We start from the raw sequence: 16,234 nt of genomic DNA on the forward strand, positions 1-16,234 counted from the left end.
GCGCCATCGGTGATCGAAAGGGCGATCTCATCAAGGTGGAAATACGCATAATCAGGGACTTCCTCACACTCATTGATGATATAGTCCGTAGCTACACTGCTCAATACAGGTAGTGGGTTTACTTCAATCATAAAATTTGCTTCTTTCTTACATCCTGAAGTTGTAGCGGAAACATATATGGTTTGCTGCCCTGTTTCTGTATTGGTAAAAGATGACGGATCATTTATACTTATCCTTACACCTGACGTTTCATATTCATAAATCAGGGTAAGTCCTGGGTCAGGAGTTATCGCCGGATACATACTCGTTAAATCAAATACTTCATAACCATCTCCGGGATTATTGTTATCACATTCTTTGTAGGCCGGGATGTTTGTATTAAGTTTTGGTAGACTATTTACTATAAGATTAAGGCTGCCGTTGGATTTGCAATCTTGGACAGCAGAATTTAAAGCCTGAAAATATACAGTCTCGCCGTAGGGTGTAGTATTACTATATGCTGTTGGGGCGGTTATGGCTATATCATTGAGTCGGTCTTCCTGTGTTTTATAAAATTTCACACTTATATCCACATTGCCTCCCGTGATTTGTGGAATTGACTGGGTAAGGTCAAATTGTGCAATACCTGTATCGGGCGTTTCTTCACAGGCCTGCTGATCATCCGGATCAATAACTTCCGGCATTGGATTTACCGTGATGGTAAACGAAGTAATATCATAACAACCAGTTACAACATTTGATATACGCGCATAGATTGTCTGAGGTGTAGTCGTGTTGGTATAGGTCAATGGCAATGGATTCTCTTTTGCTTTAGCATCATCTTCACTGGCATAATACATTACCGTATAATCCGTAGTTGGCTGGGTATCCAATATCGCTGCCGTTTGCCCTGAAAGCAAAAATTCTGAAAAACCATTGTTAGGAAGTATGTCACATACTACAAGGTTTAACGGTTTATTAGCCTTTGGTTTTGTTACAATTGTAACGCTGTTAGTTACTTTAATAACATTTTGTCCTATTGTAATTTCGAGAGTTATTGTATAAGAACCCGATTCGCTATAACTATGTACCGGGCTTTCTTCAGTAGAAGTATTTCCATCTCCAAAATTCCAATGGACAGTCCAATCAGGTAGTACACCACCACTAAAGCAGTAGCTAAAATCAATAGGCTCTTCGGCACAAAATGTTTGTATATCCTGCTTACCGTTTATAAAAATATTAGCATTATAAAAGGGCTGAGGAAAACCGGTTAATCCCAGAGCATGAAGTTTTCCTCCCAAGAAAACACTAAATAAATCAAGATCGGGAGCCGCAAAATTATTTGGATCATTGATTGCCGCAAGATAGTACTGGTTATTTAGGCGCGCATAATAAATTTTTCCATCTAATCCAATTTGTAATGCCCCACTTGTTCCATTTGGAGTATTATAAAAAACAACCTCTGAATCCGGTATTGATGCCGCTGTAAGATCATAACGTGCCAGGCCGCTATATGTAGCATATAATACCTTGCTGTTTGGGGAAAATTCAACACTATAATAAGATCTATCATTGAAAGGTTCTGACTCAAAAAGAGTTTGTCCATTAGATATAGTCCCGTTAACATTATTAAAATTATATAATAATAAACTTCCATTATAATCTGTGAAACATGCCGCAAGTTTACTTCCGTCGGGCGACACTTTAATACCTCCTACCGTATCATCACTACCTGTAAATGGAATTGATCCTGATATTACAGGGTTTGCAATATCGATGCCCTCCTCGGTAAGCGAAAACACATAAAATTTCTTTTTATAATATGTAATAATCCAATAGCCTGAACAATCGCCTTTTACGGTTGCTGCAATCTTTTCAGAAACATTATTCTCCCCTCCCAAAGAAATTGGAATATTTTTTTGCCCGGATACTACCTCACCTTCTGTACCCAGAGCCATATCAACCACAGTATAGCTAAAACCATATTTTGGACTGATTTCAACAGCATCTGTAGTAAAAATATAAAACAAATCAGAAGCCCCGGGCCCAGGAACAATAAGAGCAGATTGTGAACTGGAACCACTGCCACTTAATCCACCTCCATTAGGCATAATGGAATGACTTTGGGTGTATACAGTAACCCCATCTGTATAAAACAACAAATTCCCAAATTCGTCTGATATACTTGAAGTACCTTCTTTTGTATTTAGCATGCCATCGGTAACCGCTATTGGTAAACCGGATGAAAAATCAACACCTGCATTGGCACCAAAATACCAATGAGCCGTTTGCATTTGAGCTTGTGAACTCAAAATAGAAAAGATAAACAATACTATGTAAAATACTTTTTTCATTTATTTGTCTGGCATTTAAAAATGTACTCCATCAGAATTAAATACTTCATTTTGGTTGCTTCGAATAAAGCGATGTAACTTTTCTATAATAAAATTTACCGGCTGAATCATCAACCGGTAAACTAGCTTTAATAGTATAAAACGTATTATTAATGGTTTCTGTTTATATAAATCCAGCCCGTATGCATAGTGCCATCTGTCTTTTCAATAGCGTAGAAATAGGTGCCATCGGGTAATTCTTTACCGTCCTTGTCCTGGCCACCCCATTCTTTTACATATCCTGAACGGGAGTAAACATCTTTTCCATAACGGTTATATATAATCAGGTGGTGAACGTCCAGTCCAGTTAAATCAAACCAATCGTTCATATTGTCACCATTAGGAGAAATTCCCCTTTGGATCTGACAAATATCGATAATTACCTCTGTCTCAAATTGTGCAAAAGCCAAACACGAATCCAAATCTTCCTCCACCGTGTAACGAACAACGTACAGTCCAGGTTGACTCGCCTTTACATTTATTTCTCCTGTTTCAGCATTGATAGTAACACCTGAAGTAGAACTAAAGGTTCCTCCCCAGGTAAAATTATCAGCAACTACAGGAACTGGATTATCAGCCAATATACATACAGGGTCAACATAACTAAATTCAACAACCGCTAACGAAACCGGATTAACTTTTATAGTGATCTCTGCTCTGTTGGAAACACAATTCGTTTGAGGATTAGACACCTGTACCCAATATGAAGTTTCTTCTGTAAGTACAGGTGTAGTAAATTCTGAACCTGAAGCGATCGATTCTATAGCGTCTTCGCTATCATACCAAGCAATGAGAGTACCCTGCTGCGTATCGGCTTTCAGTACTGCTTGTGTACCTTCACAAATACTAATGGTAGTATTTGTCGTTACTACAGGTAAAGGTGTAACTGTAACTGTAATTTCTATTCTATCTGAAACACAATTCGTTAACAGGTTATTCGACTGTACCCAATAAGAAGTAGTAGCTGTAAGTATCGGAGTAGTAAAATTCTCTCCGGAGGCGATCGAGTCTGTAGCTTCTGCACTATCATACCAAAGAATCGAATTTCCGGCCGATGAACTTGCTGTAAGCGTTACTTCAGTAGTCTCACAAATAGAAACTGCATTATTTTCAACCGTCAGATCAGGACGGGTATTTACTGTAATTACAACCTCTGTTCTTTGAGAGTTACAACCTGTAGGAGAAATAGCGCCTACCCAATACGATACTCCCTCTGTTAAAGCAGGAATAACGAAGTCCGGTCCTGTAAACAATATATCTGTAGCTGTTTTTGACGAATACCAATTAATAGTATTTCCGTCTGAAGCAGCCGTTAAAGTAAATTCGGTATCCGAACAAACAGTATAAGCTGTTTGAGCAGTAAGAACAGGAACTACACAGTCAGGCCCCAATTTTACTACCCAATAATCGAAACCGCCAATATTGGCACTTATATCACCATCTACAGACCAGCTACTTCCTATTGTTATAAAACCGCCATCTGGAGCAAGGGCAAATCCCCATAAATTATCATTAAGGCTGCCTCCCATAGTTTTTGTCCAGATAATATCTCCTGTTTGCTGATTCAATTTCATCAGGAATTCATCCGTCCCTCCACGACCATTTATTACCTCTCCATTGGTTGATTTTATGTTGATAATATAGCTCCCTCCAACTACATAGTTACCGTCGGGCATAATCTTAACATCATTAACACTCCCTCTGTTTCCATAGGTTTTCTGCCATATTATATCTCCTGTATTATCTAATTTCAATACCCATTGTGATGGAGCATTATCAGGATCAGGATGACCTACAGCATCCCCGTCTCCTGAGTAAGTCATTCCTCCTACTACAAAGTTGCCGTCAGCTGTTTCTACAATAGAATAACCTTCTTCCAAATTACTCCCTCCATAGGTTTTAGCCCACTCAAAGACCCCCGTAGCATTAATTTTAAGTACCCAAAGGCGGCCGTTGGGGTCAAAAAAACCAGGGAGAATTTCATGCCCGGGAATAGTTGCAGAACTTTCAGCATTTGTCCATCCTGTAGCAATATAACCACCATCAGAAGTCTGGATAATATTAAGCAAATGCGAAAAAGTAAATTGTCCGGTTCCTTGATATGCATTACTCCATTCTACATTTCCCAGAACATCTAATTTGGTAATCTTAGTACCAAACACAAAGGTGTCCATATCAGAAGTGCCTGATGTCATAATATAACCTCCATCACTTGTTACCCTGATATCAAAAAAAGCATCTTCCTGTTCATTACCATAATTTCTTTCCCATTCAATATTACCAATATTATCTATTTTCACCAGCCAAACATCAGATTCTCCAAAATTATCAGATACATCAATATCGTTAGATGAACTATTGGCTCCAAGTATATAACCTCCATCCGGAGTTTGTCTTATTTTAGAAGTATCAACTTTTAATCCCGAAGCAGCTGCGCCCTCAAAAGAAGTTCCTCCATAAGTTTTTTCCCATTCAAGAACACCCGCAGCGTCTAACTTTGCGATCCAGTAATCACTAGTGCCATAATGAGCCGTTACATTTCCGGAAAGATCAAATACATTTCCAAATACAATATAGCCGCCATCTGCTGTTACTGTAACACCTGCGGCACCATCGTTTGATTCACTTCCTAAAGATTTCTCCCATTCAATTTCGGGTACTATCGTTTGTGCATTTGTATATCCTGCTGTAAGTAATATTAATAAAGTAAATATTTTTTTCATACATGTTAATAGTTAGTGTAGTGTTAGTTCTTTGCTAAATCAAATCATTTGTACTGTACAGAGCAAATCTAACAGTATTAACAAAAAATTTCGAATGTAACAGGGTACAACAGGTACATAACGGGTATAATTTAATACGTACAACACATGCACAACATTAACTTAACAAAAACGTAAAGCGTTAAAAATAAAAACATTAAGCATATGTAAATGATTTTTACACATTATTTTAGTAATCTAAAGCTGTAATATAGCCGTAAATAGTGTGATGAAATTGTAATTGTAGTTTTTATGTAATTGAGTACTAAAAACACATTAAAATAAGGTTAATCATAATTATCAGGAGACGCTTTATGACAACATGGGCTATTGGTAAGCTATTCGAAAAACAGTTTTTTTTAAAATTGATTAAAAAAATAATAGAGTTCAACATCTGCCGGAATGGTTAATCTTTTTCGTATCCTATTTTTCTTATTTTTAACTGTTGCAGGTTCAATACTTTGTATTTGAGCAATTTCTTTTGTTGATAATTTTAATTTAAGAAAAGCACAAAACTTAATTTCCGATTCTACCAATCTAGGATTTATTTCTAACAGCTTATCATAAAAATCCGGAAATTGGTCGTGAAAAGCAATTATAAATGCCTGATCATTATTTCGTGCTAATTCTGCCAATCGTTTGTAGACATCCATATCCTGGGGTTTTGCAAATTGATTGATTTGCAAATAAGCTTCATCTGCTTTTTCCTGCTTTTCCAGCAGCTTGTTCTTTATATATAAGCGCAACATTATACCAAGACTTATCAGCAATAAAATTCCGGAACCAATACCAATGTAAATAGTATAATTTTTTTCCTCCAGAAGCTTGTCATCTATTATTTTATGCAGCGATTTGTTTTTATTCTGTTCCTGTTGCAATAAACTATTTTGCAGCTTTTCAAGATAATAGTTTGCCTGCTTAAGGCTATCGGTCATTTTATAAATTTCGGATAGACTGCCGTAAATTGTATTTATGTTTTCTAAAGTAGGATTGATTTCATTTATTTTGCTTTCCGCTTTCTTATAATTGTATATCGCTTTGGCATAATTTTTTTTTTCTTTATTGACAAATCCCAAAACAAGGTAATTATTGAATTGTACTAAATCCGCAGTTTTTATTTTATCGCTCAGCATAATCGAATAATTGATATAATATTCCGCAGAATCAATATCAATTTTTGAATAAACCTCACCAAGATTTGTGTAATTTATACGTAGAAGAAATTTTCTTTCTTTTGAATCCTCCAGTTTTTTTATCTCTCTGTTTGCCTTAAGAAGCATTTTAGCCGCTTCCTGCGATTTATTCATGTCTATATAAGCTCCACCGGCTGCTGAATATGCATTTATCCTAAGGTTAAAAACATCCTGCTTGCCAGCTTTATAATTTGATTTATTAATTAATTCCATAGCCAGCCCAAACTCGTCTAAAGCTTTGTTTGGCAAACCACTAATTAAATAAATGTTAGAAAAATGCACATGAGCCGTAGCCAGGAAATGTATATCCCTGTATTCTTCGGCTTTAAGCTGCAATTTTCGGGTGGCATCAATTGCTTTTTTTAAATCATTATTAGTATAATACCAGCATCGGCGCGACAGTAAAATAACTTCAGCTTCTTTGTTCTTTTCTTTTATTGCCTGTTTCAGCAAGTCATCAATATCATCAAAAGCTTCATCCGGATTTGTCAGCAATAGATGTCGGTTTTCCAGAACACGTTCATCAAGCGTTTCAACTATATTTTTATCAACACCATTATTCTGAGCAAACACAAAAAAAGTACTAAAAACCGAGAAAATATATAGGATCAATTTAATTCTTCTGTTCATTATAAACGTTCTAAAAAACATTAACTTCAGGCAAAGTTATACTATTTTAAAGTATTTCAGTAAAAATTGATTTTTAAGTAATGAGGTTCTTAAATTACTTCTTCATCGTCAGAATTTATTAAAAAGTATGTTTTAAAAATTTATTTGAATATTCTTACAAAATTATTTATTTGCTGTAAAATAATGACAATTCTTTAAAAAAGAGGCAGGAGATTGATGTGAATATATATTTTCTTACGAATGCATGGAAAGTACCATAAATACAACGTAGAACTCAATATCTGCGTGGCGGAAAAAATAGTCTGAAATTACACGGAGTGAATCCGAAATATGACTTTGAACAGTATGTGGGGATATCTGCATAATTTCTGCTATTTCCTTATGCGACTTGCCCTCATTTCTACTCATTACATATATCCTTCGTTTCTGTTCGGACAGTTCGTTAATTGCAGCTTCTAAGAGGGCCTGATATTCTTTTACAATAAGTTTTGTTTCAGCATTTTCATTTTCACTTGCTTCTTCCTGACGTATAAGGATATTTTCCATTGTCTCCTTTCGTTTTGCAGACCGCAGCTCATTGAGCGACTGGTTTTTAGCTAATGTATAAATATAGTTAGAAAAGGACTGATCTGTATTTAGAGTTCTTCGTGCACTCCAAACCTTGATGAAAACTTCCTGCACTACATCTTGTGCCACCGTAGGCGACTTTAGCATGAATAAGCAGAAAGACTGCAACCTGTTCTTGTAACGAACATATAAAGCTTCAAATGCTGTTACCGAATCCTGTCTTAACAGTACTAAAAGGTCTGAATCGCTAAGTGCATTAAAATTCTCCCCCCTTCCAATTTCGTTCTTCATTTTAATATGCGTGATTGATTATTGTTGGGCTATTATAAGATGTAATTTAGAATGTTTTTTACAGCACAAAGTTCATCTGTTGCCCATTAAAACTGTATATACCAGCGATTAAGGTTATGTTACGTTTCTGTTGTTAATATTACGTTTGCGTCAATTGATAAAAAATGCGTCATAGATAAGAAGCCTTGCGGTGTGTATAGTGTAGAAAGCAATTTAAGTGCAGAATTATGGCAGAAAAAATACAATCACCGACACGATTATCATTCTTGTTTCAACGGTATATTAACGATGAGTGTAATGAAAAAGAGTTGGAGGAATTACTTGAGGCATTAAATGAACCAATGGCAGACCAACATCTCGATACAGTGAGCCTATCGTTATGGGAAGCTATTAAGAGGCATGAGACTAAAGCCCTGACTATAGAGGCGAAGCTTGAACTGGAGTCAGAAGCCAGAAGCCTGGTTTATGAAGCAGGCAAAAGTAAACCGGTCTACAAACTTTTTAATTATTCTGCATTTAGAAAAATAGCAGCATCTGTTATTCTTCTTATATGTCTTGGAGGAGCATTTTATCTGTTTGAAACAAAACAGACAGAAGAAAAGCAAGAACTAGAGGTTGCAATGGAATTTTATGAGTCGGGTGCCAGACAGAGGAAACAGATTTCCCTGCCGGATGGTTCGGTCATCTATCTTAACAGTGACACTAAAGTTGGTATTGTAACGGCTTCTTTTGATGTTGAGAAAAGAGAGGTATGGTTAGAAGAAGGGGAAGCATTTTTTGAAGTAGCAAAAAATCCTGAGAAGCCTTTTATTGTACACTCGCATAATCTGGAAACAACTGTTAAAGGGACTTCGTTTAATGTAAAGGCTTATAAAGTGCTTGATGAAAGTTCGGTATCTGTAAGAAGCGGTAAAGTAGAAGTGCATAACAACAAAAAGCTTTTAGGGATACTGACAAAAGACAGACAGATCATCTATAACAAAACGGATAATAGTTTTGAAGAACAGCAAGCCAGCTGGGAGGATGCCGCAGCATGGATGGAAAACAGGCTGGTAATGAAACAAGCTAATACAAAAGAATTAATACTGAGAATGAAACAGCATTTTGGTGTTGAGGTTGAAATAAGACACAATGCACTGGATGGTAAACTATTGAGCTGTTCGTTTAACAACAGGGTCTCATTAAAAGAGGTTCTCGAAGGTATAAAGCTTCTTTATGGCATTAAGTACGATATGAGTACTCCGGATAAAATAATCATATCTAAATAACATAAATATTTACTTATCAGGCGGTTATGGCGTACAAGAAATGCCATACGGGATACCTGTGTCTAAAAATAAAAGAAATCTTAATTATTAACCATCATAAAACATTAATCAATCATTACAATGTACAAACGTTACTTACAAACGCTCACGCTACTAATCTCTTTCTTATTTGTGAGCAGTTTAACCGCACAAACAGTAAATAAAGAGTTTCCTGTAGAATCATTGGAAAGCAGGCTTAACAAAATTGCACAGGAAAGTAAAATCAATATTCTTTTTGACTCTTCAAGTCAGATAAAAACGGTGAAGGTAACTGCGCTTAACGGCAATGGGAAAACCTGGGAGCAAATTTTGGATCTTTCGCTCCATTCAACGCCATTCACGTACAAAAAAAATGGTAGTTCTTATGCCATTATCGCAAAACCCGTTCCCGCTCCAAAGAAAAAGCCGGGAAAGATAAAAGGAAAGGCGGTAGATAATATTGGTCTTTCCTTACCCGGAGTAACAATAAGAATTGTAGAAACAGGACTTGTAACTATTTCTGATATAGATGGTAATTATACTTTAGAAACTGAGTCCGGAACCTACACCGTTGAAGCGAGTTTTATATCGTTCCAGACACAGCTTATAACAGGAGTAAAAGTGACAGAAAATGACGTTACACCACTTGATATAGCGCTTAAAGAAGATGCAAAATCACTAAATGAAGTAGTTATAACCAAGACTTATAAAGTAGCAACCGCTTCTACCGAAGGTATGCTTTTAGAGCAAAAAAATGCTGCGCAAATTTCGGATGGTATATCATCTGAACAGATATCGAGAACACCCGATAAAGATGTAGGGGCTGTACTAAAGCGTATTACCGGAGTAACCACAATTGATGACAGGTATGTTGTAGTGCGCTCTATGGGAGAACGCTGGAACCAGGCTGTGATGGATGGGATAAACCTGCCAAGTACTGATGCAGTGCAGCAACAGTTTAGTTTTGATATTATTCCGACTGCTATGGTTGAAAGCGTAGTGGTTAGCAAGAATGCCACTCCCGATATGAATGCCAACTTTGCAGGAGGCTATGTTGAAGTGAGGACTAAAGCTATACCAAAAGAAGATTTTACTTCTTTCTCGGTAGGTACTTCTTACAACAGCCGAAGTGCTTTTAAACCACGACTTACCAAGCAACAGGGAGCAAATGACTATTGGGGATTTGATGATGGTAAAAGAGATTATCCAACAGGGTTGCAAAATTTGGATGTACCAGTAACTGAAGCAGGCTCAGAACCTTTTTTTGAGCAGTCTAAAAAATTTACCCAGGATAATTTTACGACATATCAAACATATGCTGCCCCCGGGACTTCTCTTCAGTTTGCTCTTGGGCGTGCATTTGACCTTAAAGATGGCAACCGTTGGGGATTTGTAGGTTCATTGATTTTTAAAAATACCCAGGAACAGCTTGATATAGAACATACCGAAAGAGGTAACCTGATGCGAAATACTGTATATGAAGCAGAAACAGGAGAAGGTTATTCAACTCTAAAAAGTTTTGGGTTTAAAAACTATGGTGCTTCATATAATTTTAACTCTACGATGGGCGGTATGTTCAATGCAGGGATACAGCTGGGCAGGCATAAATTTACTGCTCGTAATATGATAATGAATATGTATGATGCCACACTTACTCAAATTACTGGATGGGGCTATTATTCAGGAAGTATTCCAGAAATACTTAATGGTACCGACCTGCCATTTACAACTGAAACAAATTATCCCGTTTACCAAAAATTTATACAAAATAAAATTGAAGGTGAGCACAAGTTGGGAGATTTGGAAATTGATTGGTTCGCAGCATACAGTACTACAAGTAAAGACACTAAGGATGCTACTTTTACAAATAAAGGAAGAATAAGACTAGGAGACGATGTACTTCTTACACAGGGTCTGTATAATAGTGACTATGATAACTTTAGAAGAGCCAATTTCACGAATGATGAGAAAAACTATAATGGAGGAATCAATTTTAAGTATGCTTTCAATTTTGGTGAGTCATTCGAAAATTATGTAAAGGCGGGATATTTTGGGACATATAAAAAAGCAACCAATCAACAAGAATCAGCGGGATTAGCAATAGTTGGACAAGGGGTAGACAAGATTGGAGATATTAATATTCCCGTTTCAGAATTGTTAGATGGTTCACACTATAAATGGGGAGGCTATGGTTGGCAAAGAACAACTAACTATGGTAAACAATATATGGGTGACGTTAAGATACATTCTCCTTTCTTAATGCTGGATAACAAATTGAGCCGATTTGTAAGGTTAGTATGGGGCGTGCGTGCAGAAAGCTTTGTATACACACATATTTCGAGCCAGGCTGATAATCCTCTTAATTTTGGTACAGTTCAAAAAGATGAGAAAGTTTGGCAATACCTTCCTTCAGTAAATCTTACAGTTAGCCCTACCGAGAAAACAAATCTTAGGCTTGGGTATAATAAGTCTATACTACGTCCTCAGTTTGCAGAACGCCTTAACATGCCGTATTTCGACCCTCTTCGTAATGCAAAGGTTCTAAATTATACAGGTGGTATCGTTTCTACAGTAGTTGAGAACTACGATTTTAAGGCTGAGTGGTTTCCATCCCGTGGAGAAATATTATCCTTAGGCTTATATAGCAAGAATATGAAAGATCCTATTGAAGCAGTAGCTAACATTGCTGGCGACGGTGGAACAAGAACCATATATAACATGAACTCACACAGTGCTAAATTATGGGGAATTGAAATGGAAATTTACAAGAACCTTTCCTTTTTGGGAGAAGGAGATGCTTTGAACAGGATCTTTCTGTATGCCAATGCGGCTATTAATAATACCAAAGTAACCGGGTATACAAATATAGATGGAACCGGGGGGCTTTATAAAGCTAACCGTCCATTATATGGGCAATCTCCTTATAATTATAATTTAGGACTTGACTATATAGGTGACCGCCTTGGCTTTAGCATACGCCATAATGCCACAGGAGACCAGTATCTCTTGGTTGGATTTGATTATCTCGCAGAAGAGATAAGAATGCCTTATGGTATTACAGATGTTCAGACTAGCTATAAGTTTTTTAAAAATAAAAACCTGGAATTGAAATGTGGGGTCAAAAACCTGTTTGATACTGCTATTGAAACCTACAGCAATAAGAATAGTTACACAAAAATACTCGATGATTATCAGGGCAAAAACCCAAGGGATCAATTTGGCCTTGGAGCCGGGGCAACTGACAAATATGATGAGGGTATTGATAATAAATTCTTTAAAGCATGGAATGGGAGAACCATAAGTATATCTGTTAACTATTCCTTTTAAATTATAAAAATAAAAAAGCAAAGGAAAGCAATTGTTGCCCTTTCCTGAAGCTTAATTAACAAGGCAGCAAACAAAACTATTAAATATAAAAAAAATGAAAAATTTATTACTTTTTGCATTTGTGGCTTTATCTTTTTCTGCCAATGCCCAATTTACAGTTTGGGAAGATGACTTTAATGACGGTACTATAACCGACTGGACAAGAGTGGATATAAATGGGGATGGACAATCATGGCAGGCTAATAGAAACCTGCAGCAAACCGAAAGTGGCGCTATAGATATAAGCACTTTAGGGACACATAATGTTATGGCTGTATACGGGATTGATATGGTAACCGGTGAGCAACTTATAGGTAAGGAAGGATTTGTAGGTTATGACCACGAATGGGTAAAAAGTCCATCTATTGATCTTTCTTTTTATACTGGTACTACTCAATTGGTTATAAATGCACAAACAATGATATATGATGCATCAAGCGAATTGTATGTTTACGCTTCAACCTCTCCGGAACAGGAATCTTTTGTTGTTATTGATACATTAAATATTATCCGTGAGCCTTTGGGAAGTGTTGATGAACAATTTAGAGATTATACAGTAGATATCTCAGAATATGCAGGTGAAGATCAGTTCTACTTTGCCATCGTAACAGACAAATTCGGTCTATTTCTGGGGCATGAAATAGACAATGTAAAAATAACAGCTACCGAAGTCGTTACGGGTCTTGATGACTTAAAGAAAACTGCAACTAAAATTGAGCAGAATCCCGTTACTGAAACTCTTAACTTACAGCTTGGAGATGCAGCTTTAAATTCGCAAAACCTGAATATTAAGATATATAATATCAGCGGTACATTAGTTATGGAATCTGAATATACCGAAACGGGTATTACTGTTGGCGAGCTTAGTAACGGTATGTATTTCGTTGAACTGTCAGGGGATAATGTAGTTGAAAGATTAAAATTTATTAAGAAGTAGTTCAGTTTAGTTTTTGTTTTAATTAAGAATGCTGCTGGTGTAATTTATACCGGCAGTATTTTACACAACCTGAAAAATAGAAAATTACAATTTAGAATATGAAAAATATAGTAAAGCCATTACTTCTTGCTGTACTAACTGCTGCATTTTTTATGGGATGCTCGAACGAAGACATGAAGCCTTTATATGAAGAACAAATAGCGGGAAAGGTCATAATAAGAGGCTACAGCGCCTTAAAAGATTCTTTGCAGTTAATCGCAGACGGTAAACCGCTCGAAGTTAATGGTAATGATTCTTTTGTGGGAAAAATAAAAAAAGATTATGCTTTTGTATATTATAACAATAGATTAGAGAATATTAATATCGTAAATAAAGCTACCGGAGAAACAATCCGTTCTTATAATTTTACGGCAAACAAATCAAATGATACGCTTTCATTTTTTATAAAAGAAGGTATCTACATAGATGATGTATTATCTTTTAGCCCCGGAATTTTAAGCGCAACCAGTAATACAGGATATAAGTTTATCTTCCCCACCTTAAATAGATATTCGGCCAGCGGATATAATGGCCCGATTGATGGTATTATAAAAAAAACAAATGGTCAGGTCATTGGTATTGCAGAAAATATAACCAAAGATAATTTTAGCAGTTTTGTGGAATTTGTATTTACCCCGCCTCCGATTTTCACTATAGAACTGGTAAAGCACGGTACAACAGAATCTTACATTTCGGGACAGAAGATAATTGTGCAGATGGCTATGCAAAATAATAAGTCCAGAATGATTGTGCTTGATGAAAAAACAAACGAGAGTGGTGCTTTTTCAGGTGTGGATGGTTCTGCAAATCTTGTGGATTATTTTGATTTTTAATGATATTGTATATGCTAAGTAATTAAAGATCCCAATTAAAGTAGTAAATAATAAATGCAGGGATTAGAATCAAAGAGACATCAAAATATGCTCAGGGCAATAGATCTGTTTGAAGAACTCAAATTAACTTTTGGAGATATTGTTTCTGAAGATTGCAAAGAGAAAATTCTGGCAAATATTTCCGAATTTAAAAAAACATATGGTTGTTATAACATATTATTACATGAACTGGAAGACTGTATTAAGAGTTATAATGAGACCCATGATTTATTGCGTAGAAACTTGTTTCCGTATGTAAGGAAAATGAACACGCAAGCTAGAAATAAAAAAAGATAATTATAGTCTTTTGAAGGAGAAGGATAAAATTATCTGTAATATGATACAATTTAAAACACCCACACACTTTTTATAATTATTTACCTCACAGTAAAAATTTTAGATTTTTTGTTATACTATTTTACCTTTTTTATGTCTGGAGCAGTTAAACCCAACTTGATTCAAAGGAAAAAGGCAATGAATAAATTATTCATTGCCTTTTTATTTATAATTAATTTGTACGATTATAACTTCTTATTAATCACAACACGTTGAGAAACCTGTCCTTTATCAGTAGATATAGTAAAGATATATACTCCTGACTCCAGTCCTGTAACTTCAATCCTTTGCTGTTCAGAATTCATTGCTGATTCCCTTACCAGCCTTCCGTTAAGATCATAGACTTTAGCATACATACTTCCATAGTCTGAATATCCTGCTACTTTTATAAAAACTTCTGTTGAAGCTGGGTTAGGATATAGTGTAAATTTGGAGCTATTGAATTCGTCTCTTCCAACAAGCTCGGTTATCACAACAATTGCTTCTGCAGTACTGCAGTTTGTCTGATCATAATTATCACATATTGAATATGTAATTGTATATGTTCCGGCTGTTGCAGTATCAGGTACCATGATATTTCCATCTGCATCAATAGTAACACCGGCCATTCCATCATTATCTATTACAGAAATTACTATATCTGTATCAACTACCAGCTGATTATTGAAAAGGTCATTTTCAGTAACATCGCCTGCAATACCTACGGTACCTTCAATAAGAGCATTATCACTAAAGTCATCGTTAACTGCATCAAGCAGATTGCTTACTGACAGAATCGCCTCTGCAGATTCAGTAATACAGTTGGTTCCATTTATAAGAAGAACCCTGTATATATAATTGTTGTAATCCAACTGAACATTTACAAGGGTTAGTGTAGGTGTTGTCCTTCCTGAATAAGCAGGTGCAGTACCTCCATCCACTACATCTACCCAGTTTTCTCCATCCTGACTTACCTGCCATTGGTATGAATCTACATTTGCAGCATCAATAGAAAATGTTGTATCTCCGGATGTTGAAATAGTTTGATTTAGGGGCTGGGAATTTATGATTATTGCATCCGGTTGCGTTATTATAAAGCTTTGTGTGGCCTCGCAGTTATTTTCATCGGTTACGGTTACGGTATACTCTCCTGCCGAAAGACCTGAAGCTGTCGCGGCTGTACCTCCTGTTGGTGACCATAAGTAGGTATACTCACCTGTACCTCCTGATACTGCTACTGTAGCTGAACCATTCGATACTCCATTACAAGATACATTCTCCTGTGCTGGGTTGATGCTCATTGCATCCGGTTGCGTTATCGTAAAGCTTTGTATGGCCTCGCAGTCATTTTCATCGGTTACTGTTACTGTATATTCACCTGCCGAAAGACCTGAAGCTGTTGCGGCTGTACCACCTGTTGGTGACCATAAGTAGGTATACTCTCCTGTACCTCCCGATACTGCTACTGTAGCCGAACCATTCGATACTCCATTACAAGATACATTCTCCTGTGCTGGGGTGATGCTCATTGCATCCGGTTGCGTTATCGTAAAGCTTTGTATGGCCTCGCAGTCATTTTCATCGGTTACTGTTACTGTATATTC

At 36.4% G+C, this 16,234-nt stretch carries 10 protein-coding genes; 5 read left to right on the forward strand and 5 right to left on the reverse strand.

The window, feature by feature from the left end; translation table 11 throughout:
- From ACX0HA_RS17490 to ACX0HA_RS17505, 4 genes are all read right to left on the reverse strand, one after another.
- Window positions 1-2,333: PKD domain-containing protein (locus ACX0HA_RS17490; RefSeq protein ID WP_458846598.1), on the reverse strand; the 2,333-nt coding region annotated here is incomplete at its 3' end.
- A gap of 149 nt (window positions 2,334-2,482) precedes the next feature.
- Entirely contained in the window at window positions 2,483-5,095 is a 2,613-nt protein-coding gene (locus ACX0HA_RS17495) for an Ig-like domain-containing protein (RefSeq protein ID WP_458846599.1), read from the reverse strand.
- A 398-nt stretch (window positions 5,096-5,493) separates the two neighbouring features.
- Entirely contained in the window at window positions 5,494-6,957 is a 1,464-nt protein-coding gene (locus tag ACX0HA_RS17500; protein WP_458846600.1) for a helix-turn-helix transcriptional regulator, read from the reverse strand.
- 234 nt (window positions 6,958-7,191) lie between these two features.
- Window positions 7,192-7,815, reverse strand: coding sequence for an RNA polymerase sigma-70 factor (locus tag ACX0HA_RS17505; RefSeq protein WP_458846601.1), 624 nt, complete (start codon window positions 7,813-7,815; stop codon window positions 7,192-7,194).
- 227 nt (window positions 7,816-8,042) lie between these two features.
- Here ACX0HA_RS17505 and ACX0HA_RS17510 point away from each other — a divergent pair, with 227 nt between their 5' ends.
- From ACX0HA_RS17510 to ACX0HA_RS17530, 5 genes are all read left to right on the forward strand, one after another.
- Complete coding sequence (locus tag ACX0HA_RS17510; RefSeq protein ID WP_458846602.1) at window positions 8,043-9,083, forward strand: FecR family protein; 1,041 nt, start codon at window positions 8,043-8,045, stop codon at window positions 9,081-9,083.
- A 171-nt stretch (window positions 9,084-9,254) separates the two neighbouring features.
- Entirely contained in the window at window positions 9,255-12,428 is a 3,174-nt protein-coding gene (locus ACX0HA_RS17515) for a TonB-dependent receptor (RefSeq protein WP_458846603.1), read from the forward strand.
- Between the two features lie 94 nt (window positions 12,429-12,522).
- Complete coding sequence (locus tag ACX0HA_RS17520; RefSeq protein ID WP_458846604.1) at window positions 12,523-13,404, forward strand: T9SS type A sorting domain-containing protein; 882 nt, start codon at window positions 12,523-12,525, stop codon at window positions 13,402-13,404.
- Window positions 13,405-13,502: 98 nt separating this feature from the next.
- Entirely contained in the window at window positions 13,503-14,276 is a 774-nt protein-coding gene (locus tag ACX0HA_RS17525) for a hypothetical protein (RefSeq protein ID WP_458846605.1), read from the forward strand.
- Window positions 14,277-14,330: 54 nt separating this feature from the next.
- Window positions 14,331-14,612, forward strand: coding sequence for a hypothetical protein (locus tag ACX0HA_RS17530; protein WP_458846606.1), 282 nt, complete (start codon window positions 14,331-14,333; stop codon window positions 14,610-14,612).
- Window positions 14,613-14,836: 224 nt separating this feature from the next.
- On the opposite strand, the gene ACX0HA_RS17535 is transcribed toward ACX0HA_RS17530, so the two are convergent.
- Window positions 14,837-16,234 (reverse strand): T9SS type A sorting domain-containing protein (locus ACX0HA_RS17535; RefSeq protein WP_458846607.1); only part of this gene is annotated, 1,398 nt, incomplete at its 5' end.

The organism is Flavobacterium hauense, from assembly GCF_054457175.1.

Excerpts from the sequence above, each read along its gene's own strand:
- ACX0HA_RS17520 (WP_458846604.1), top strand. The coding sequence starts at position 12,523 with ATGAAAAATTTATTACTTTTTGCATTTGTGGCTTTATCTTTTTCTGCC.
- ACX0HA_RS17510 (WP_458846602.1), top strand. The coding sequence starts at position 8,043 with ATGGCAGAAAAAATACAATCACCGACACGATTATCATTCTTGTTTCAA.
- ACX0HA_RS17525 (WP_458846605.1), top strand. The coding sequence starts at position 13,503 with ATGAAAAATATAGTAAAGCCATTACTTCTTGCTGTACTAACTGCTGCA.
- ACX0HA_RS17500 (WP_458846600.1), bottom strand. The coding sequence starts at position 6,957 with ATGAACAGAAGAATTAAATTGATCCTATATATTTTCTCGGTTTTTAGT.
- ACX0HA_RS17530 (WP_458846606.1), top strand. The coding sequence starts at position 14,331 with ATGCAGGGATTAGAATCAAAGAGACATCAAAATATGCTCAGGGCAATA.
- ACX0HA_RS17495 (WP_458846599.1), bottom strand. The coding sequence starts at position 5,095 with ATGAAAAAAATATTTACTTTATTAATATTACTTACAGCAGGATATACA.
- ACX0HA_RS17505 (WP_458846601.1), bottom strand. The coding sequence starts at position 7,815 with ATGAAGAACGAAATTGGAAGGGGGGAGAATTTTAATGCACTTAGCGAT.